Origin of the sequence: Streptomyces sp. 3MP-14, from assembly GCF_006334905.2 — a bacterium.
Classification (GTDB): domain Bacteria; phylum Actinomycetota; class Actinomycetes; order Streptomycetales; family Streptomycetaceae; genus Streptomyces; species Streptomyces triticirhizae.
Genome location: NZ_VDLZ02000009.1, coordinates 182898 through 202766, shown reverse-complemented (window position 1 = coordinate 202766; position 19869 = coordinate 182898). Strand labels below are relative to the sequence as shown.

17 protein-coding genes are annotated in these 19869 nt (G+C 74.1%); 10 read left to right on the top strand and 7 right to left on the bottom strand.

Going from position 1 to position 19869, the window contains the following annotated elements:
- Window positions 1–27: 27 nt before the first annotated feature.
- Entirely contained in the window at window positions 28–1569 is a 1542-nt protein-coding gene (gene hutH, locus FH609_RS16940; protein WP_139668566.1) for a histidine ammonia-lyase, read from the top strand.
- Between the two features lie 170 nt (window positions 1570–1739).
- Here the strand turns inward: hutH and FH609_RS31120 are convergent, their stop codons facing one another.
- Entirely contained in the window at window positions 1740–1913 is a 174-nt protein-coding gene (locus tag FH609_RS31120) for a hypothetical protein (RefSeq protein WP_193317916.1), read from the bottom strand.
- A gap of 107 nt (window positions 1914–2020) precedes the next feature.
- Between FH609_RS31120 and FH609_RS32300 the strand changes: the two genes are divergently transcribed.
- Window positions 2021–2572, top strand: a complete 552-nt coding sequence (locus tag FH609_RS32300; RefSeq protein ID WP_319789600.1) for a hypothetical protein — start codon at window positions 2021–2023, stop codon at window positions 2570–2572.
- 6 nt (window positions 2573–2578) lie between these two features.
- Here the strand turns inward: FH609_RS32300 and FH609_RS16930 are convergent, their stop codons facing one another.
- Window positions 2579–3829: a serine hydrolase domain-containing protein gene (locus tag FH609_RS16930; protein WP_139668380.1), complete on the bottom strand. Its 1251-nt coding sequence runs from the start codon at window positions 3827–3829 to the stop codon at window positions 2579–2581.
- Window positions 3830–3987: 158 nt separating this feature from the next.
- Here FH609_RS16930 and FH609_RS16925 point away from each other — a divergent pair, with 158 nt between their 5' ends.
- The 5 genes from FH609_RS16925 (at window position 3988) to FH609_RS16905 (ending at window position 10523) form a co-directional block, all read left to right on the top strand.
- A complete protein-coding gene (locus FH609_RS16925; protein WP_226961741.1) occupies window positions 3988–5130 on the top strand; it encodes a sensor histidine kinase in 1143 nt (380 codons plus the stop codon).
- Complete coding sequence (locus tag FH609_RS16920; RefSeq protein WP_139668378.1) at window positions 5121–5807, top strand: LuxR C-terminal-related transcriptional regulator; 687 nt, start codon at window positions 5121–5123, stop codon at window positions 5805–5807. The genes FH609_RS16925 and FH609_RS16920 overlap by 10 nt, the downstream gene beginning before the upstream one ends.
- Before the next feature lie 420 nt (window positions 5808–6227).
- Window positions 6228–7478 carry a L,D-transpeptidase gene (locus FH609_RS16915; RefSeq protein ID WP_139668376.1) on the top strand — a complete coding sequence of 417 codons (1251 nt, stop codon included), beginning with the start codon at window positions 6228–6230 and terminating at the stop codon, window positions 7476–7478.
- Between the two features lie 520 nt (window positions 7479–7998).
- Entirely contained in the window at window positions 7999–9597 is a 1599-nt protein-coding gene (locus FH609_RS16910) for an alkaline phosphatase D family protein (RefSeq protein WP_226961739.1), read from the top strand.
- Between the two features lie 17 nt (window positions 9598–9614).
- A complete protein-coding gene (locus tag FH609_RS16905; protein ID WP_139668374.1) occupies window positions 9615–10523 on the top strand; it encodes an NEW3 domain-containing protein in 909 nt (302 codons plus the stop codon).
- 60 nt (window positions 10524–10583) lie between these two features.
- Here the strand turns inward: FH609_RS16905 and FH609_RS16900 are convergent, their stop codons facing one another.
- The 5 genes from FH609_RS16900 to FH609_RS16880 all read right to left on the bottom strand — a co-directional run bounded on the left by FH609_RS16900 (window position 10584) and on the right by FH609_RS16880 (window position 16826).
- Window positions 10584–11270, bottom strand: a complete 687-nt coding sequence (locus FH609_RS16900) for a response regulator (RefSeq protein WP_139668372.1) — start codon at window positions 11268–11270, stop codon at window positions 10584–10586.
- Complete coding sequence (locus FH609_RS16895; RefSeq protein ID WP_139668370.1) at window positions 11267–12550, bottom strand: sensor histidine kinase; 1284 nt, start codon at window positions 12548–12550, stop codon at window positions 11267–11269. The genes FH609_RS16900 and FH609_RS16895 overlap by 4 nt, the downstream gene beginning before the upstream one ends.
- A 23-nt stretch (window positions 12551–12573) precedes the next feature.
- Complete coding sequence (locus tag FH609_RS16890) at window positions 12574–13317, bottom strand: hypothetical protein (protein WP_139668368.1); 744 nt, start codon at window positions 13315–13317, stop codon at window positions 12574–12576.
- A gap of 143 nt (window positions 13318–13460) precedes the next feature.
- Window positions 13461–14108 carry a LysE family translocator gene (locus FH609_RS16885; protein ID WP_139668366.1) on the bottom strand — a complete coding sequence of 216 codons (648 nt, stop codon included), beginning with the start codon at window positions 14106–14108 and terminating at the stop codon, window positions 13461–13463.
- Between the two features lie 2082 nt (window positions 14109–16190).
- Window positions 16191–16826, bottom strand: a complete 636-nt coding sequence (locus FH609_RS16880) for a GntR family transcriptional regulator (RefSeq protein ID WP_226961738.1) — start codon at window positions 16824–16826, stop codon at window positions 16191–16193.
- 313 nt (window positions 16827–17139) lie between these two features.
- Here FH609_RS16880 and FH609_RS16875 point away from each other — a divergent pair, with 313 nt between their 5' ends.
- The 3 genes from FH609_RS16875 to FH609_RS16865 all read left to right on the top strand — a co-directional run bounded on the left by FH609_RS16875 (window position 17140) and on the right by FH609_RS16865 (window position 19845).
- Complete coding sequence (locus tag FH609_RS16875; protein ID WP_139668361.1) at window positions 17140–17826, top strand: RraA family protein; 687 nt, start codon at window positions 17140–17142, stop codon at window positions 17824–17826.
- A 124-nt stretch (window positions 17827–17950) separates the two neighbouring features.
- Window positions 17951–18820 carry an NAD(P)-dependent oxidoreductase gene (locus tag FH609_RS16870; RefSeq protein ID WP_139668359.1) on the top strand — a complete coding sequence of 290 codons (870 nt, stop codon included), beginning with the start codon at window positions 17951–17953 and terminating at the stop codon, window positions 18818–18820.
- A 44-nt stretch (window positions 18821–18864) separates the two neighbouring features.
- A complete protein-coding gene (locus FH609_RS16865) occupies window positions 18865–19845 on the top strand; it encodes a carbohydrate ABC transporter permease (protein ID WP_139668357.1) in 981 nt (326 codons plus the stop codon).
- Window positions 19846–19869: the final 24 nt, after the last annotated feature.

The following is a 19869-nucleotide window of genomic DNA, read 5'->3' as shown; positions in this document are numbered from 1 at the left end:
GTGAATATGAATATGCCAAGCGCGCGTATGCCCAGCGTGGTGCTCCACTCCACCCCTCCCACCGCCGCCGAGGTCCTCGCCGTCGCCCGGGGGAACGTCCTCGTCGAGCTGGCCGACGACGCGGTGGCCGCGATGGACGCCTCCCGCCGGGTCATCGACGAGCTGGCCGCCGCCCCCGAGCCGGTCTACGGCGTCTCAACGGGCTTCGGCGCGCTGGCCGTTCGCTCCATCGCCCCCGAGCTGCGCACCCGACTTCAGAGGAACATCGTCCGCTCGCACGCCGCCGGGCTCGGCCCCCGGGTCGAGCGCGAGGTGGTCCGGGCCCTGATGTTCCTGCGGCTGAAGACCCTCGCCTCCGGCCACACCGGCGTCCGCGCCGAGGTGGCCCACGCCATGGCCGCGCTGCTCAACGCCGGGATCACCCCCGTCGTCCACGAGCACGGCTCGCTCGGCTGCTCCGGCGACCTGGCGCCGCTGGCCCACTGCGCCCTGACGCTGCTCGGCGAGGGCCAGGCCGAGGGCCGGGACGGCGAACTCCACTCCGCCGCCGAGCTGTTGGACCGGCACGGCATCGCCCCCGTCGAACTCCGCGAGAAGGAGGGCCTGGCGCTGCTCAACGGCACCGACGGGATGCTCGGGATGCTGCTGCTGGCCTGCGAGGACCTCGGGCGGCTGCTCACCAGCGCCGACGTCACCGCCGCCCTCACCCTGGAGGCGCTGCTGGGCACCGAACAGGTCCTCGCGCCCGAGCTGCACGCCGTGCGCCCCCACCCCGGGCAGGCCGCCAGCGCCGCCAACATGCGGCGGGTGCTGGCCGGTTCCGGCCTCACCGGCCACCACCAGGACAGCGCGCCCCGCGTGCAGGACGCGTACTCCGTGCGCTGCGCGCCCCAGGTCGCCGGCGCGGGCCGGGACACGCTGGCGCACGCCCGCGCGGTCGCCGAGCGCGAACTGGCCGCCGCCGTCGACAACCCGGTGGTGGTGGACGGCCGGGTCTCCTCCAACGGCAACTTCCACGGCGCCCCCGTCGGCTATGTGCTGGACTTCCTCGCCATCGCCGTGGCCGACCTGGCCTCCATGGCGGAACGCCGCACCGACCGGCTGCTCGACCGGCACCGCTCGCACGGCCTGCCGCCGTTCCTCGCCGACGACCCGGGCGTGGACTCCGGGCTGATGATCGCCCAGTACACCCAGGCCGCCCTGGTCAGCGACCTCAAGCGGCTGGCGCAGCCGGCCTCGGTCGACTCCATCCCGTCCTCCGCGATGCAGGAGGACCACGTCTCGATGGGCTGGTCGGCGGCGCGCAAGCTGCGCACCGCGCTCACGCTGCTGACCCGGGTGCTGGGCATCGAGTTCTACGCCGCCACCCGCGCCATCGAGCTGCGGGCCACCGCCGAGCTGCGCCCCGCGCCCGCCACCCGCGCCGTGCTGGCGGCGGCCAGGGGCGGCGGCCTTGAGGGCCCGGGCGCCGACCGCTTCCTGGCGCCGGAGCTGGCGGTGGCCGAGCACCTGGTCGCGGACGGCTCCCTGGTGCGCGCCGCCGAGTCGGTGACCGGCCCCCTGGCGTGACCGGAACGCCGGGCCGGCGCGGGTCCGTTGTACCCGTTTCGGCAAAGCGTCGGCAAAATCTCGGCATCGGCCGGCAAAGTTCGCCCGGCGAAAGGCCCGGCCCTCGAACGGGAGGGCCGGGCCTGCGGGTTGGGGGTCTGCGGGGGTTCGGGGGGCGATGTCCGCTTCGGCTAGCGGCTCCCCGGGTCCAGCGGCTGGTCCAGCGGGATGACGGGAGAGGTGGAGGCGGCGTCGTCAGCCTCCGAGTAGGCCGACGGCAGGAGCCAGACGATGCCCAGGATCAGGGCGGCCACCATGCCGCTGACCAGGGATCGGCGGTCCAGGCCGCGAGTTTGACCGTCCACGGGGTGCTCCGATGTGTTGCTGCGTACCGGCGGCGTGGAATGCGATGTTACGGCCCGGTGCGGGTCGCGGGGAAGAGCCGGGGGCGCGGGGTCTTACGCTCCCCGTCATGAGCGAAGAGCTGTCGCCAGGGGCGCGTCACGTTCGGGTTCGGGTGGAGATGGTGCTGGAGATCGCGGAGCCCGACGAACTCGTGTCCGCCGCCTGGTCCCGGATCGAGAGCGACGAGCTGATGCCGGCCGAGGAACGGGAGGAGGCCGCCCGTGCCGTCTCCCGCGACGAGGCGGAGGCGGTCGCCTACCTGATCGACCCCGTCGACCTGGTGGACGAGGTGCCGGGCGTGGTGCTGGCCCAGGCGTCCTGGAGCAGCGAACGGGCCGCGTTCGACCCGGACCTGGCCTGGGACGGCGCGGACGCCGACCTCGACGGCGACCTTGACGAGGACGCCGACCTGGACGGCGATCTGGCCGGCGGCCTCGACGAGGACGGCCTCGACGCGCTGGGCGAGGGCCCCGACGACGGCGGGCTCGACGAGGACGCCCTGGACCACGAGGAGTGGGGCGACGAGCCGGCCGCCGATCCGTTCACCGACCGGCCGGGCCGGCCGGACCGGCTCGACGGCCTCGACCGCCCCGAGGGGCACGAGGAACGGGGCCGCTAGCCGGTCCTACTCCTGCTCCCCCGCGGTGGCGCACAGCGCGCGGTCCACGAGCTCGCTGGCGGCCTGCTCCTGGGCCAGCATCGTGTCGGGCGAGCCGGCCAGGGCGGTGGACATGGAGACGGTGACGGCGCGCTCCCCGTCCCCGGTGGCCCCGTTCAGCGTGATGTAGCCGCTCTCGCCGCCCTCGTGGCTGAAGTAGCTGCCCCCGCAGGACAGCGGCCGCTCGACCAGGCCGAGGCCGTAGCGCCCTTCGGGCCAGAACGTGAGCATCTCCTCGTTGACCGGGACGGTCTCCCGCATCTCGGCCAGCCGCTCCGGCGGCAGCAGCTCGCCGCCGAGCAGCGCCAGGAAGAAGCGGTTGACGTCGGCCGTGGTGGAGACATGGCCGCCGGGGTCGGGGACGAGCGCCTCGGTGACGTCGACCCGCTCGCCGGACGGGAAGACCTCGTAGGCGCGGGCGTGGGGCTCGCGGAGGGTGGGGGTCTCGCCCGGCAGATAGGTGTGGTCCATGCCGAGCGGCGCCAGAATCCGGTCCTCGACCTCCCGGTGCCACGGGCGGCCCGTGACCTCCTCGACGATCAGATCGAGAAGGACATAGCCGGTGTTGGAGTAGCCCCACCCCTCGCCGGGCGCGAAGTCCGGGGCGTGGCGCGTCGCCCGCGCGACGATCTCCCGTGGGGTGTACGTGTCGTACCGGTGCGCGCGGTACTCCTCCGGGGTGGCGTGCCCCGGCAGGTCGTCGTGGAGACCGCCGGTGTGCTGGAGGAGCTGGCGGACGGTGATCCGGCGGCCGTCGTTTCCGTTGCCCGCCACCAGGCCGGGCAGCCAGCGGTCCACGGTGTCGTCGAGCGACAGCGCGCCCTCGTCGACCAGTTGCAGGACCACGGTGGCCACCAGCGCCTTGCCGGTGCTGGCCATCCGGAAGTAGCCGTCGGCCGGCACCGGGCGGTCCGTGCCGACCTCGGCGACGCCGCTGATGGCGACCAGGTCCGCGCCGGCGCCGGTGCTGACCCGGGCCTGGACGCCGGTCACGCCCAGGGCGTGGAGCGCTTCGGTGTCCCGGCGCAGGTCGTCCGCCCCGTAGCCGGCGGCGGGCGGCTCCCGGTCCGCGCCCGTGGCCCGGGCTGTGTCCTGGGGGGAGTCCTGAGCTGGTTCCGCCGGCAGTTGGAGGGCGACCGCCGTCCCGACGGCGAGCAGGGCGGCGGTGGCGGCGGCGAGCGACCACCGGCGGCGGCGAGGTGTCGGTGTGGATCTCATGGCGCCACGCTAGGTAGGCGCCCGGTCGCCAGTCGCTACCACCGGCTGCCGAACGAAGGCTACAGCTGGCTGTAGTGCCGCACCGACGCCCGTTACCTAGGGTGAAACGCACGGGGCCGCTCAGGGCCCCACAGGTCACGACAGAGGGGACAGGTCACGTGCTCAGCGCGGCTCGCGAACGCCTGGCCGGAACGTGGCGCGCCGCGCGCTACCTGCTGGGCACCCTGGTGGCCGCGACGGCGACGCTGCTCGCGGCGCCCCTGCTGTGCGTTCCCTCGCTGGCGCAGCCCTGGGCGGAGTGGCATCGGCAGCGCGCCGGGGCGCTGCTGGGGCGGCCGGTCGAGCCGCGCCCGCGCGCCACCCGCCGAAACCTCCTGTGGCTGGCGACCCAGGTCGGCACCGGGCTGCCGGCCGGCCTCCTCGCGCTGCTCCTGCTGGGCAACCTGCTGCTCACGCCCGTGGTCGCGGCGCTGTGGTGGGCGTTCTCCCCGGCGCCCTGGCTGCCCGTGATCAGCGTTCCCCTCACCGACTGGGGCACCGCGCTGTCGCTCGGCCTGCTCAACCTCCTCGCCCTGGCGGCGCTGGCCGCGCTCGTCCTGGCGCCGCTCGCCCGGGCGCACGCCAGGATCTGCCTGGCCGTCCTGGCGCCGTCGCCGGCCGAGCAACTGGTCGAGCGCGTCGGCGAACTGACCAGGACCAGGGCGGACGTCCTCCAGGCGCACAGCGCGGAACTCCGCCGGATCGAACGGGACCTGCACGACGGCACCCAGGCCCGGCTCGTCGCCATCGCGATGCGGCTGGCCGTGGCCGGCGAGAGCCTCTCGAAGAGCCAGGAGGCCGCCGCCGTCCTGGTGCGGGAGGCGCACGCCGAGACCGAGGACGCGATGACCGAGCTGCGGTCCGTCATCCGCACCATCTATCCCCCGGTGCTGGCCGACCACGGCCTCGCCGGCGCGCTCAGCACCCTGGCCACCAGGGCCGGGGTGCCGACCCGCCTCGACGTCGGCCCGCTCGGCGAGGTGCCGGCGGCGGTCGAGGCGGTCGCCTACTTCGCCGTCACCGAGGCGCTGGCGAACGTCGCCCGGCATAGCCGCGCCACCCGCGCCTCGGTGCGCGTCACCCGCGAGGGCGCGCTGCTCCGGGTGGAGATCGCCGACGACGGGGCCGGCGGGGCTGACGCCGCCCGGGGCTCGGGCCTTGACGGAATGCGCCGCCGCGCCGCCGCGCTGGACGGCGGCATGGAGATCAGCAGCCCGCCGGGCGGGCCGACCGTCGTCACCGTGGAGTTGCCGTGCGCGTAGTGATCGCCGAGGACAACGTCCTGCTGTCCTCGGGGCTCGAACTCCTGCTCAACTCGCAGGGGTTCGAGGTCGCCGCGATCGCGGCCGACGGCCCCGGCTTCCTGGCGGCGGTCGAGGTCCACCGCCCCGAGGTCACCATCGTGGACGTGCGGCTGCCCCCGACCTTCCGCGACGAGGGCATCCGGGCCGCCGTCCAGGCCCGCCGCGACCATCCCGGGCTGCCGGTCCTCGTGCTGTCCCAGTACGTCGAGCAGGTCTACGCGGGCCGGCTCCTCGCCGACGCCGGGGGCGGCATCGGCTATCTGCTCAAGGACCGGGTGAGCCGGGTCGGGGAGTTCACCGACGCGCTGCGCCGGGTGGCCGGCGGCGGCACCGCGATGGACCCCGAGGTCATCGCCCAGCTGCTCGCCGCGCGCGGCGATCCCGTCGACGCCCTGACGGCGCGGGAGCGCGAGGTGCTGGCGCTGATGGCCGAGGGCCACGACAACGCGACCATCGCCCGACGGCTCGTCATCACCGAGAACGCGGTCCACAAGCACATTGGCAATGTTTTCCTCAAACTTGGCCTGGCGGTCGGCGACAGCGGCCACCGCCGCGTCCGCGCCGTCCTGGCCTATCTGCGCCACCACGGCGGCGGTGCCGCGCCGGAGCCGGGCACCGCGCGCCCACCGGCCTGAACGGGCCAGCGGCGGGCGTTGCCCCCGGCGGCGAGCCGGCGTGAGCGGGTGGTGGCGGCGGTGCGGTGCCGCCTCGGCCCACCGCGTCGGTTCCTGCGGGGCGGTCGAACGGTGCGTCGACCGTCGACGGTGCGTCGACCGGCCCGAACCGGTCGACGGCCGGAACCGGTCGGCGGCCGGAACCGGTCGGCGGCGGCCGGCAGTTGCTCGCCCGGCGCGCGTGCGGGGCTCGCGCGCCGGCGCGCTCCGTCGAGGCGCCGGCGCATGGCGGTGGCTCGCGACTGCCCGCAACAATTCACCCCCGAGCTTTCACTTATGGTGGAACAGGCTGCCGCTTTACCGCGTTCTTTCCTACGTGCCCTCCCTCGTGTCCTCCCGGGAGGCGCGGCAGCGGACGACGAGCGATGCGGATGAGTTCTGATGGTTGATGTCATGCGGCGCAGGGGCCTCACAGCGGCGGCGGCGCTGCTCTGCGGGGTGCTGGCGCTGACGTCCTGCGGCGGCGGAGGCGACGACTCGGACGGCGCCGAGCAGACGGAGCAGTCGGAGGCCGACCAGGCGGCCGAGGACGCGAACACCTCCTCGGCGGTGATCTCCATCACCCCGGAGGACGCGGCCGAGGGCGTCGGGATCAACGACGACGTGGCGGTCGCGGTCGAGGACGGGACGCTGGACGAGGTGGTACTCACCGCCACCGAGGCCGGTACCGAGGTACCGGGCACGGTCTCCGAGGACCAGACCTCCTGGCAGCCCGACGAGCAGCTGGACCGCGCGACACGCTACGAGCTGTCCGTGCAGGCCAGCGACGCCGAGGGCCGCGAGGCGCACCAGGTCGCCACCTTCACCACCATCGCCCCGGAGAACAGCTTCATCGGGTACTTCACGCCCGAGGACGGCGCCGAGGTCGGGGTGGGGATGCCGGTCTCGCTCAACTTCGACCAGGAGATCACCAACCGCGCCGCCGTTCAGCAGGCCGTGACGGTCACCGCCAGCAGCGGCCAGGAGGTCGTCGGCCACTGGTTCGACGGCACCCGCCTCGACTTCCGGCCCGAGTCGTACTGGGAGGCCGGCACCACGGTCAACGTCTCGCTGGACTTCGACGGCGTGGAGGGCGCCCCCGGCATCTCCGGCGTCCAGGACCGCGACTTCAGCTTCACCGTCGGCCGCGCCCAGATCAGCACGGTCGACGTCGAGGCCAAGCAGATGGAGGTCGTGCGCGACGGCGAGCCGCTGCGCACCGTGCCGATATCCGCCGGCAGTGAGGAGAACCCGACCTACAACGGCCAGATGGTGATCTCCGAGAAGTACGAGGAGACCCGGATGGACGGCGCGACCGTCGGCTTCACCGACGACGACGGCGAGGGCGAGTACGACATACCCGACGTCCCGCACGCCATGCGGCTGTCCACCTCCGGCACCTTCGTGCACGGCAACTACTGGGCGCCGGACAGCACCTTCGGCTCCGCCAACACCAGCCACGGCTGTGTGGGCCTCAACGACGAGCAGGGCGCGGACGACCCGGACCAGGACGGCGCCTGGTTCTTCGAGGAGTCCCTGATAGGCGACGTGGTCGTGGTGATCAACTCCCCGGACGAGCTGATCACCCCGGAGAACGGCCTCAACGGCTGGAACATGAGCTGGGACGACTGGGTCGCGGGCAGCGCGATCTGATCCACCGGAGCGCGGCCCGCGAAGCGGGGCGGGGCCGCCCGGAGGGCGGCCCCTCGACGGGGCGGCCCGCCGGGCAGCGGGGCGCGTCGCCCGGCGGGGCCGGGGCCCCGTGGCCTGATCTGCCGGGCGCCCGCGCCGACTTGACGCCCCTGACGGGGCCGGGCACCCGCCGCCCGTGCCGGACTCGCCGCCCGTGAAGTCCCCGGCGTGCCCGTGCCGGCCCCGCTGACCCGGGGCCCGCGAAGGGCCCCGGCGCTCCCGCGATGGCCCCGGACCCGGGGCCCGCGAAGGCGCTCGTGCCGGACTCGCCGCCCGTGAAGTCCCCGGCGCTCGCGCCGACTTGGCGCCCTGACGGAGCCGGGTCCCCGGGGCCCGCGCCGGACCCGGGGCCCGCGCCGGACCCGGGGCCCGCGCTGGGCCCGGGGCCGTTACGGGGGGCCGGAGGCACGGATGGCGTTTCGCCCGATGTCGGACACGAGCGGTACGCCCCCCGTTCATCGCGTCCGGATGGGGTGCCCTGGTGATATCCAGAACCAGCCCACCCCCCGCCCTCGTCGCCGCAACCCGCCGCCGCTTCCTGACCGTTACCGGTGCCGCCGCCGCCCTCGCGCTCACCGGTGCCCTGCCCGGCATCGCGTCCGCGTCGGCCACGACCGGCGCCTCCCGCCTCCCCGCCGACCCGTTCACCCTCGGCGTCGCCTCCGGCGACCCGCTACCCGACGGCGTTGTCCTGTGGACCCGCCTGGCCCCGGACCCGCTCGCCCCGTTCGGCGGCATGGACCAGCGGGACCACCGGGTGGACTGGGAGGTGGCCGCCGACGAACGCTTCCGGCACGTCGTGCGGCGCGGAACCACCACGGTCCGCGCCCAGTTCAGCCACACCGCGCACGTCGACGTCCGGGGCCTGCGGCCGTGGCGGGAGTACTTCTACCGCTTCCGCGCCGGCGGGTTCGTCAGCCCGGTCGGGCGGACGAAGACCGCGCCGTCCCGCGACCAGCTCGTACCGCGCCTCTCCCTCGCCTTCGCCTCCTGCCAGGCGATCTGGGAGGGCTGGTACACCGCGCACCGCGACCTGGCCGCCCGCGCCCACGACGTCGTGCTGTTCCTCGGCGACTACATCTACGAGTTCGGCATCGACCGGGGCATCCGCCCGACCGACGGCGACGAGCGCAACACCCGCGAGTCCGTCACCCTCGACGACTACCGACAGCGGTACGCCGCCTACAAGTTGGACGCCGACCTCCAGGCCGCGCACGCGTCCGCCCCGTGGATCGTCGTCTTCGACGACCACGAGGTCGTCGACAACTGGGCGGACCTCAGCGCCGGCAGCGCCCCCGCCGACGAGTTCCTGGTCCGCCGGGCCAACGCCTTCCGCGCCTACTGGGAGCACATGCCGCTGCGCGCGCCCCAGTTCCCCGAAGGCCCCGACATGCGGCTGCACCGGCGGCTGCGGTACGGGCGGCTCGCCGAGATCTCGATGCTCGACACCCGTCAGTACCGCGACGACCAGGCCAACGGCGACGGCACCAAGCCGCCCAACGAGGCGACCGCCGACCCGGCCCGCTCCATCCTGGGCTTCCCGCAGGAACGTTGGCTGCTCGACGGGCTCACCGCGTCGCGGTCGCGCTGGAACATCCTCGGGCACCAGACCGCCATCACCCTGCTCGACACCGTGAGCGGCCCCGACGTGGCCGTCCCCATGGACACCTGGGACGGCTACAGCGCCTCCCGCGACCGGCTGCTCGGCGGCATCGCCGAACGCGGCATCAGCAACGTCGTCAGCCTCGCCGGCGACCTGCACCGCAACATCGCCGGCGACCTCGCGCTCGACTTCACGGACCCCGACTCCCGCGCGGTGGCGACCGAGTTCGTCGGCACGTCCATCACCTCGGCGCTGGACGGCGAGGACCTCGACGCCGGCGGCCGCGTCCTCCTCGACGAGAACCCGCACATGAGGTTCGGCAACTTCCAACGCGGCTACGTCAGCTGCGAGATCACCCCGGACCTGTGGCGCTCCGACTTCCGGGTCTGCGACCGGGTCACCGTCCCGGACGGCACCGTCAGCAGCCGCACCGTCCTCGCCGTCGAGAACGGCGTCCCCGCCGTCCAGCAGGCGTAAAGCCCGAGGAGCCCACCATGCCCAGCACCGTCCGCACCACCGTCCGCACCACCGCCCGCACCACCGCCCGCACCGCCAGCCTGCTCGCCGGCGCCGCCACCGTCGCCCTCACCGTCACCGCCGCCGGCCCGACCGCCACGGCGGCGGGCGCCGGGCGTTCCGACGTCGTGCTCTCGGCCGCGCCGACCAGCCTGACCGCCAACGAACTCCCGTGCCTGCCCACCTCGTTCGACGTCACCCTCACCAACACCGGCCGGCAGCCCGTCTTCGCCGATGCGACGCTGGCCGCCGACGCGCCGATCGACCTCAGCCACACCGTGTTCTCCACCTACCTCCCGGCCACCGACCCCGACCAGCCGGTCTCCCGCACCGTGGACGTCCGCGTCCCGTCGGGCACCGAGGCCGGCAGCTACGACGTGACCGTCACCAGCGGCCGGCAGCGCGTCGTCGTCCCCGTCACCGTCGAGCCCGTCCCCGAGCCGGGCCCCGGCGCCAACCTCGCCTACGGCCAACGGGCCACCGCCTCCTCCACCCATGGCAGGTTCACCGCCTGCGGCGCCGTGGACGGCGACAGCGACTACCTCAACTGGTCGACGAAGACCGGCTGGAACGACGCCGACAGCGGCAAGTTCCCCGACTGGCTGGCCGTCACCTGGCCGGAGCCCGTCGAACTCGGCCGCGTCGAGACCGTCACCTACGGCACCCCGTCCCGGCCCGCCGCGCTCCAGGGCATCAAGGACTTCGACGTCCAGATCAGCTCCGGCGGCGAGTGGCTGACCGTCGGCACCCACCGCGACAACACCCTCGACCGAGTCGTCACCACGTTCGACCCCGTCACGACGGACGCCGTCCGGGTCCTCGTCCACGCGTCGAACAGCGGCGACTACTCCCGCATCCTGGAACTGGAGGCGTACGCACCGCAGTAGCGACCGGTGCCCCGGCCGGCGCCGGGGCACCGCCCGCGCCCTCTCGGCCACCGGTCCCGCTCAACCGTCGGCCGCCGGGCCAGCGGCGCTGACGAGCCCCGACTCGTAGGCGCTGATCACCAGTTGCGCGCGGTCCCGCGCACGCAGCTTGCTCAGCAGCCGACCGATGTGGGTCTTGACGGTGCCGCTGCTGAGGTGGAGATAGGCGGAGATGTCGGCGTTGGACAGGCCACGTGCCACCAGCACCAGGACTTCACGCTCGCGCTCCGTGAGGCCGTCGAGCGAGGAACCTGGCGCGCGGTGGGTGGGGGGAAGACGGGCGAACTCGGCGATCAGGCGCCGGGTCACCGAAGGGGCGAGAAGGGACTCCCCGGCGGCGACGGTGCGGATGCCGGCCAGCAAAACCTCGGGAGAGGTGTCCTTGAGGAGGAAGCCCGCCGCCCCGGCCCGCAACGCGCCGTACACGTACTCGTCGAGGTCGAAGGTGGTGAGGACGAGCACCCGGGTCCCGGCCGTCTCGGCGGCCCCCACGATGTGCCGCGTCGCCTCGATGCCGTCCATGCCGGGCATCCTGATGTCCATCAACACCACGTCCGGGCACAGCCGCCGGGCACCCTCGACGGCCTCGGCTCCGGTGCCGGCCTCGCCCACCGCCGTCAGCCCGGGAGTGGTGTCGACGAGCACCCGGAAGCTGCCTCGGAGCAGGGGCTGGTCGTCGGCGACGAGTACCCGGATCGGTTCGGTCACGCGGTCGGCTCCTTCCGGCTCCCGGCCGTGCCGTGCGCGGGTTCGGGCGGGAGAAGCGCCGACACGGCGAACCCGCCGCCCGGCCGTGGCCCGGCGGCCAACGTCCCGCCGTACAGCATCACGCGTTCGCGCATCCCCACGAGTCCGTGACCACCCGCGAGTTCCGCCCGGTCGGGCACGGCCGCGCTCCCGGCACCGTCGTCCGTCACCTCTACGCGGGCCTCGCCTCTCGCGTCGACGGTGATCGTCACCCGGCAACGCGCTCCGGGACCCGCGTGCTTGACCACGTTCGTCAGGGCCTCCTGAACGATCCGGTAGACGGCCAGCGCCCTCCCCGTCGGCAGGCCGACCGCGAGTCGGGTGCGGAGTTCCGCGTGGACGCCCGCCCGCTCGGCACGCCGGACGAGGGCCGGCAGGTCGTCCAGCCCGGGAGCGGGAGCCGTCTCGGCCAAGTCCGGTTCCCGCGTTGCCCGTTCAACGGTGTCGCCGCGCCCCCCGGCGGTGTCGCCGCGCAGCACTCCCAGGGCGCGGCGCATCTCGGTGAGCGCCTCCCGGCCGGTCCGCTCGATCGCCCGGACGGCGTCGCGGGTCTCCCGAGGGCGGGTGTCGGCCACATGGTTGGCCACCGCCGCCTTGACGACGATCACGCTCAGGCTGTGCGAGACGATGTCGTGCAGTTCCCTGGCGATGCGCAGCCGTTCCCCGGCCAGTGCCTCCTCCGCGAGACGACGGTCCCTCCGGGCCGCCCGGGATCTCCGCTCGCGCACGACCCGCCCCGCGACCCACGCGGCCCCGACGATCAGCCAGACGACGGCGGCGGTTCCGGCGGCCTCCGTCCACGGGCCCGACGGCGTCAGGACCCCCTCGCCGGTGATGACCGCGGCCGCCGCGACGACCCAGGTCAGGGCGAGCGCCGCCGAGGCCCGGCGGGTCGGCTCGACGAGCGCCACCGGGTAGACGGCCAGGGCCGTGGCGAGGTACGGGTCACGCGTGATGTCGAGCAGGGTCGCCGTCGCCGAGGCACCCAGGACCACGGCCAGGACCGGCAGCGGCCACAGGCGCCGAACGGCCAGCGGCACTCCGACACAGCCGGCCACCAGCCAGCCCAGCCACCACGGCCCGGAGAACCGGGGCAGACCGTCCGAGGCACCCTGGCCGGCCAGCGCCACATAACCGGCCGTCACGACGGCCGCCGCGCAGGCGTCGACCCCCAACAGGTGCGCCCCGCCCGGCCGATGTCGCCCCGTTCCCCGCTCCGTTCCCCGCTCCGTTCCCCGCATCGCTCGACGATAGCGACCGCCGCTCATCCGGCCCGCCCGAGGAGGAACATCGCGACACCCACGGCGGCCAGCAGGAGAAGCCTTCCGGCGACCGTGGTCGCCCGTGGGGTCCTTCCGTCGCGCAACGCGGCCACGCCCAGCGGAACGAGCGCGACGCACAGTCCGGCGGCGGCGGCGATCGACAGGGGAGTCGTTCCCTTGAGCACCCCCAGCGGCATCGCCGACGCCAGAGCCAGGGCCGCCGCACCGGGCAGCCGCAGCACCCCGGAGCGGTAGGCGCCGACGGCCAGCAGGAGCCAGCCGCCCATGACGGCCGCGTTCAGCGTGCTGAAGAGGTGGAAGGCGCCGTAGGTGTCACCCACCGTTCGCGTCGCCGCTGCCGCCCCCCGCGCGGCCACCAGCTGGAAGGCCAGATGGTCCACGCCGGCGTGGAACGCCCGGGCGAAGAGTCCGAGGACCGTGAGCACGCCGCCCCACAGGGCGAGTTCCCGGAACCTCTCGCCGATCCTGGCGGCGAGCAGCACAACTCCCGGCCAGAGCAGCACCCACCCGGCGGACACCAGGGCGTACGAGGCCGCCATGAGGTCCGGATGCCGTTCGTACGCGCTCAGTTGCGCGGGAAAGAAGAAGTCGAAGCGCAGGCGCAGCACCATGCCGGTGAGCAGCAGCGGCGGGCCGATGACGAGGGAGGCGCCGCCCACCCAGCGTCCCGGAAAAACGGGGTGCGGAGCGGCGGTTGACGCGGTCGTGACGGTCGTGACGGTCATGGGGCAACGATGCGCCCGCCGCACGGGCCGCGTCGTCGGAGCCAGGTCCACGGTTCCGGATCGGACCGTGGTCCTACCTGCCCGGCCTCGGGTCCCCCTCCGGTCCGACGCCCGGTGCGCGGCACCCGTTGGAGTCGTCTTGGTCAACGGGCGGCGGCCGGGCGGGAGTTGTCCAGAGCGAGGTGGACGGCCAGGCCACCGAGCACGCTGCCCATCACATAGCGCTGGGCGCGCAGCCAGCCCGGACGCCGGCCGAGGAACACCGCGATGGCGCCGGCCGCCAGCACGCACGAGCCGTTCACCGCGACGCCGACCACCACCTGGACACTGCCCAGCACGAAGCCCTGCACCATCACATGACCCGCCTCCGGGTCCACGAACTGCGGGATCAGGGACACGTACATCAGGGCGATCTTCGGGTTGAGCAGGCAGGTCATCAGCCCCATCGTGAACAGCCGCCGCCGCGACTCGGCCGGCAGCTCCCGCCGCGCGAACACCGAGACCCCGCCCGGCCGCAGCGCCTGCCACGCCAGCCACCCGAGATAGCCGGCGCCGGCCAGCTTCACCGCGAGATACAGGCCGGGAACGACGGCGAAGACGACGGAGAGGCCGAGGTTCGCGGCCGTGAGATAGATCAGGAACCCGAGCGCCACCCCGCCGAGGGACGTCAGCCCCGAGGCGCGGCCCTGGGTGATCGACCGCGACACGAGGTAGAGCATGTTCGGCCCGGGCGTCAACGCCATCCCGAGCGCGACCGCGGCGACCCCCGCCAGTGCGCCTGTTGTGATCATGTGCCCAGAATCCCCGAGGTGGGTGGCTTGCACCAGTGAAATCTTCTGCGGGGGATGCGGAAGCACTGCTTAACCCTCCGGGGTTTCGGGGGTGTGCGCCGGCCGGTGGCAGCCGGCCGGCTGCCACCGGGGCGGGGTGCCTGGCGGCGGGCGCGGGTTGGTCCCACCCACCCACCCTGCTGTCCGCCTCCGGCGGGGGCCTGCCGCCTCCGGCGGGGGTGTTGGCCTGCGGCGGGGAGCGGTTGCGCCTGCGGCGGGGTGTTGGCCTCCGGCCGGGGTCGGGGGCCGGCCGGGGGTTTCGGCCTTCGGCCGGGGAGCGGGGCCGCCTCCGGTGGGGGAGTGGTCTGCCTCCGGCGGGGGCCTGCCGCCTCCGGCGGGGGTGTTGGCCTGCGGCGGGGAGCGGTTGCGCCTGCGGCGGGAAGCGGTCCCGCGTCCGGCGGGTTGGCCTTCGGCTGGGGTCGGGGGCCGGCAGGGGGTTGGCCTTCGGCCGGGGAGCGGGCCCGCCTCCGGTGGGGGTCTGGGTCAGGGGCCGGTGGGGGCCTTCGGCATTCGGCGGGGTTGTTGGCCCCCGGCGGGGAGTGGTCCGGCCTCGGTGGGGAGTGTTGGCTCGCGACGGGGGGTGTTGGTCCCTGGCGGGGGCTTGCCCTTCGGCCGGGGCCGGGGCCTGCGGGGCCTTCGGCGTTTGGCGGGGAGCGGTTGCGCCTGCGGCGGGCTCTTGGCCTTCGGCCGGGAGCGCCGTGCGGTGTGTGTCGCGGGTCTTCGGCCGGGAGGTTGGCGTCTGGCTCGGCCTTGGGCCGGGGTCGGGGGCCGGTGGGGGCCTTCGGCGGGAAGCGGTTCGCCTCCGGCGGGGGGCGGGGTCGGAGGGCCGGTGGGTGCCCTCGGTCTCCGCAGGGGGAGCGGTTGTGCCTCCGACGGGGGGTTGGCCTGCGGCGGGCTTTCGGTCTTCGGCCGGGGGCGCCGTGTGGCGTTCTGTTGGGGGCCTTCGGCCGGCGGGTTGGCGTCTGCCGGGAGACTCGCCCTTCGGCCGGGGAGCGGTTCTGCCTCCGGCGGATGTTGGCCTTCGGCCGGGGCGCCGTGTGGTCGGCCGCCGGGGGAGGTTCGCCGGTTGGCGTTGCGCTGCGGGCCTTCGGCCGGGGAGCGCCGTGCGGTGTTGCCTTGCGTGGCTTCGTCCTTTGATCTCCGGCGGTCCGTTGTGCTCGCCGGTTCGGTCCGGTGGGCTAGGTTCAACGCCCCTTCGGAGGACCGCCGTTCGGCGTTGCCACCGTGCCGGCGGGGGCCCCTTCGTGGCGCCTCCGGCCAGCGGTGGAGGCATCCGCTCATGTCCGGGGACAACCCTTCGGTCGAACTCCGCCTCTGCACTGATCTGTTGGCCGGCTCTCACCCGCGAGAGAGCGGCGCCAGGGTCCGAACCTCCGGTCGGCCGGCGCAACGGCCCGGCCGCAGGCCGCTGTTGTGTCGCGGCGCGACAGGGGTCCCGTCACCGGGCCGGCTACCAGGCTCCGGCGGGCCAGGCGTCCGACCGGGCCGAAGGCCGGTACGCGGCTTGCGCCATAATGAGCCGCCATGATGAGCCGACGGCCTGCCGGGGTCGGCGGCGCCGGCGGTACCGGCAGTGCCCGGGAACGCTCCCCGTGCCCGGCACGTTGCGGCCCCGCCGGGTAACAGCCGCCTGCGGCACGGGCGTTGAGCCCACCGGCGGCCTCCCCTGACGGCGAGTGGTCGCCGCCCCGCCCCTCACGCCCGCGCAGCGGGAGGATCACCTCGCTTGCCTCGCCGTCGGCGAGCACGGGGGCCGGGGTGCACACGGTCTCCCCGGACGGCAACGCGTGGCGCGAGGATCGCCACGCCCCGTCCCAGGGGGGAGTCCGACGCCCAGATGGCGTGATCCCCGTCTCTGCCGCGCACGACCGTGAGGCTGGTCAGCCAACGGCACCGCGCTCCTGAAACGAACCGGCCGCGCCCAGACGCCCAAGCCGCACTACCGGCCGCGCCCAAGGCCCCCCACCGGCCGCCCGCCCCCGGCGGGCCGGCCGGCCGTCCCCGAAGGCCCAGCGCCCAGCGCCCAGCGCCCAGCGCCCAGCGTCACCGCTGGGAGAACGACCGCTCCCCGTGCACCGCCAGCTCCGCCAGGACCGCCTCGGGGTCACCCGCCTCCACCAGGTCCAACAGGTGCCGGTGGCGGGCCACATGGACGTCCAGGTCCTCGTAGTAGCGTTCCCGAACGTACAGGTTGCGCGCCATGCACAGCAGCAGCTGCCGGTGCAGCGAGGCGTAGATCTCGTCGATCCTCCGGTGCCCGGCCAGGGCCACCAGCGAGGCGTGGAAGGCGTAACCGTTCTCCACCAGCGCCGCCCGGTCCTCCCGTTCGGCCGCGCGGTCCATCCGTTCCAGGGCCGCCCGGCAGGCGGCGAGGCGTTCGGGGAAGCGGACGGGCACGCCGAGTTCGACGGCGGTGCGTTCCAACGCCGAGCGCAGCGTCAGGATCTCGTAGACGTCCTGCTCGGTCAGCGTGGTCACCGTCGCGCCCCGGCGGGGCTGGACCAGGATCAGGCCCTCCTGCTGGAGCAGCCGCATGGCCTCGCGCAGCGGGGGCCGGCTGATGCCCAGGCGTTCGGTGAGGCTCAGTTCGATCAGCCGCTCGCCGGGCCCCAGCTCGCCGGAGAGGATCATCTTGCGGATCGCCCCGGCGGCGAGTTGCACCAGGCTGGGCGGGTCCAACTGGCCGTTCCCCGGAGGGTCTTCGGGGGACGATGCCTGGGGGCTGACACGGGAGGCCATGGGCAGCCTTTCTGGGCTTCAACGGATCTCACATTGTGCCGATCGCGTGGCCGGCGGCAAGGACGCCCACGGCGGCGGCACTTCACCGCGACCGGCGCGCGCCGCCCGGAAGGGTGGCCCGGGCACGCCGCGTTGGTGCGCGGTCACGCCAAGGATTACATCGTTCCAGGGGCTTGTCGCCGGTCCGTGCCTATTGTAGACAATAGGCCAGCCAACGGGATTCGAGTCGACTGAGGACTGAGGACTGAGATCGATGGAGAAAGCTGAGCTGCTGCGCCTCTTTGACGGCCTGCGCGTCGCCGACGTGCGGGACGGCATGGACTGGGCGGGGCTGCACGCCAAGGGGACCGTCTCGCCCGAGATCACCCCGCTCTACCAGGGCGCGAGGTTCACGGGCATCGCGCGCACCATGAGGTTCCGGCCGACGGAGAAGGCGGTGCCGCCGCTGACCCCCGAGGAGTACACCGAGTGGGCCGGGCGCTGGTACCGCGAGCTGTACCCCAACAAGATCACCCCGACCATCGAGCAGGGCGACATCGTGGTCGTCCAGTCCGCCGGCCTCCCGGTGGGCGAGATCGGCTCCAACAACTCCCTGGAGTGGCACGCCGCCGGCGCCACCGGCATCGTCACCACCGGCGGCGTCCGGGACACCGACGAGTGCGTGATGCAGCAGGTGCCCATCTTCTGTCGCTACCGCGCGCAGCCGATGGTGCAGGGCCGCGTCGAGTTCGACGCGCTCCAGGTGCCGGTGGACGTCGGCGGGGTGCTGGTGCGGCCCGGCGACATCGTGGTCGCCGACGGCGACGGCGTGATCGCCGTTCCCGTCGAGCACGCGGTCACCGTCGCCAAGTACGCCCGGCAGGAGTTGGAGAACGACAAGATCGGCCGGCGGGCCCTCTACGAGAAGCTCGGCCGCCCGCTGGACGACACCGTCCGCTGAGGCCACGCCCCGGCGGCGATCCGTCCGCCGGGGCCCGCCCGCAGGACCGTTCCGACGCAGCGGTCCACGCACCGGTCCGCCCAACCGACCCGCCCAACCGCCCCGTTCCCGTGAGGAGTTCACCATGGCAGCACCCGAACGCGCCCACGCCCGCGTCGGCTTCGTCGGCCTCGGCAACCTCGGGCTGCCCATGGCGCGCACCCTCGCGGCGGACGGCTGGCGGCTGGCCGTGCACGACGTGGCGCCCGGCCGCGAGGTGCCCGAGGGCGCCGAACGGGTCACGTCGGCAACGGAGTTGGGCGACTGCCAGGCGGTCTGCCTGGCGGTCCCCGACGACGCCGCCGTGCTCGGCCTGCTGGACGGCCCCGACGGGCTGCTGGCCCGGCTCGCGCCCGGCTCCCTGGTGCTGGTGCACAGCACCGTGCTGCCGGCGACCGCCGGCGCGCTGGCGGAACGGGCCGAGGCCGCCGGGATCGGGCTGCTCGACGCCCCGGTCAGCGGTGGCGCCGAACGGGCGGCCGACGGCACGTTGACCGTGATGGTCGGCGGCAGGGCCGAGGTCGTCGCCGACGCCCGCCCGCTGCTGGAGACCGTCGGCGACGAGGTGCGCCACGTCGGCCCGGCCGGGGCGGGCGCGGCGGTCAAGCTCGCCAACCAACTGATGATGTTCGCTGCCCTGGCCGGCGCCCACGAGGCGCTCGACCTGGCGGCCGCCCACGGCGTCGCCGCCGAGGAGGTGCTGGCCGTCGTCGCCGGCTCGACGGGGGACTCCTGGGTGGCACGCACCTGGGGCTTCTTCGACCGGGTCGCGCACGCCTACGACGCCGGCGCCACCCCGGTGAGCGAGCGTCCCTGGAGCAAGGACCTGTGGGAGGTGACGGCGGCCGCCCGCGCGGCCGGCGTCCGCCTCCCGCTGGCCGGGCTCCTCGCCCAGACCATGGCCGACCGCGTCGAGGAGCACGCGCGCGCGGCCGAGGAGCGCGACCGGCCCTGAGCCGGCGCGCCCTCCCGACCCCACGCCGATGTGGAGGTTTCTCGATGCGGCAACACGACCCCGGCGCGGCCGGGACCCCGGTGACGGCCGGGCCCCCGGACCCGCCACAGGAAAGGCCACCGGCCAGACGCACCGGCCGCCGCGCGGCGGCCGACAACCGGGCGGCCTACGCCTTCCTGACCCCCTGGCTGATCGGGATGCTGGTCTTCACCATCGGCCCGATGCTCTTCTCGCTCTATCTGGCGTTCACCCGCTACGACCTGTCCTCGGCCCCCGAGTGGGTCGGACTGGCCAACTTCGAGCGGATGTTCACCACCGACCCGCGCTACTTCGACTCGGTGAAGGTGACCCTCACCTATGTCGCCTGGTCGGTGCCGCTGCTGCTCGCCGTCTCGCTCGGCCTGGCGCTGCTGCTCAACCGGGGGATGCGCTTCCTGACCGGCTACCGGGCGCTGTTCTACATGCCCTCGCTGATCGGCGGCAGCGTGGCGGTGGCCGCGCTGTGGCGGCAGATCTTCGGTGAGGAGGGCATCGTCAACAAGGCGCTGTCGCTGGTCGGGATCGAGCACAGCAGCTGGGTCGGCGATCCGAACTCGGCGCTGCACACCATCGTGATCCTCCAGGTGTGGACGTTCGGTTCGGCGATGGTGATCTTCCTCGCCGGGCTGCGGCAGATCCCGCAGGAGCTGTACGACGCGGCCTCCGTCGACGGCGCCGGCACGCTGCGCCGCTTCCGCAGCGTCACGCTGCCGATGCTGTCGCCGCTGGTCTTCTTCAACCTGCTGCTCAGCGTCGTCAACGCGTTCCAGGCGTTCACCAGCGCCTACGTGGTGAGCAACGGCACCGGCGGGCCCTCGGACTCCACCCTCTTCTACACCCTCTACCTCTACGAACAGGGCTTCGCCCAGCTGAACATGGGGTACGCGGCGGCGATGGCCTGGGTCCTGGTGCTGGGCCTGGCGCTGTTCACCGGGTTCCTCTTCCTCAGCTCCCGCTACTGGGTCCACTACGGAGATGAGCGATGAGCGGCCACGCCAGCACGTTGAAGG

Bases quoted from the DNA above. Each gene is read 5' to 3' on its own strand.
- FH609_RS16885 (WP_139668366.1), bottom strand. From the start codon at position 14,108: ATGATCACAACAGGCGCACTGGCGGGGGTCGCCGCGGTCGCGCTCGGG.
- FH609_RS16905 (WP_139668374.1), top strand. From the start codon at position 9,615: ATGCCCAGCACCGTCCGCACCACCGTCCGCACCACCGCCCGCACCACC.
- FH609_RS16890 (WP_139668368.1), bottom strand. From the start codon at position 13,317: ATGACCGTCACGACCGTCACGACCGCGTCAACCGCCGCTCCGCACCCC.
- FH609_RS32300 (WP_319789600.1), top strand. From the start codon at position 2,021: ATGAGCGAAGAGCTGTCGCCAGGGGCGCGTCACGTTCGGGTTCGGGTG.
- FH609_RS16875 (WP_139668361.1), top strand. From the start codon at position 17,140: ATGGAGAAAGCTGAGCTGCTGCGCCTCTTTGACGGCCTGCGCGTCGCC.
- hutH (WP_139668566.1), top strand. From the start codon at position 28: ATGCCCAGCGTGGTGCTCCACTCCACCCCTCCCACCGCCGCCGAGGTC.
- FH609_RS16895 (WP_139668370.1), bottom strand. From the start codon at position 12,550: ATGCGGGGAACGGAGCGGGGAACGGAGCGGGGAACGGGGCGACATCGG.
- FH609_RS16870 (WP_139668359.1), top strand. From the start codon at position 17,951: ATGGCAGCACCCGAACGCGCCCACGCCCGCGTCGGCTTCGTCGGCCTC.
- FH609_RS16915 (WP_139668376.1), top strand. From the start codon at position 6,228: ATGGTTGATGTCATGCGGCGCAGGGGCCTCACAGCGGCGGCGGCGCTG.
- FH609_RS16930 (WP_139668380.1), bottom strand. From the start codon at position 3,829: ATGAGATCCACACCGACACCTCGCCGCCGCCGGTGGTCGCTCGCCGCC.
- FH609_RS16865 (WP_139668357.1), top strand. From the start codon at position 18,865: ATGCGGCAACACGACCCCGGCGCGGCCGGGACCCCGGTGACGGCCGGG.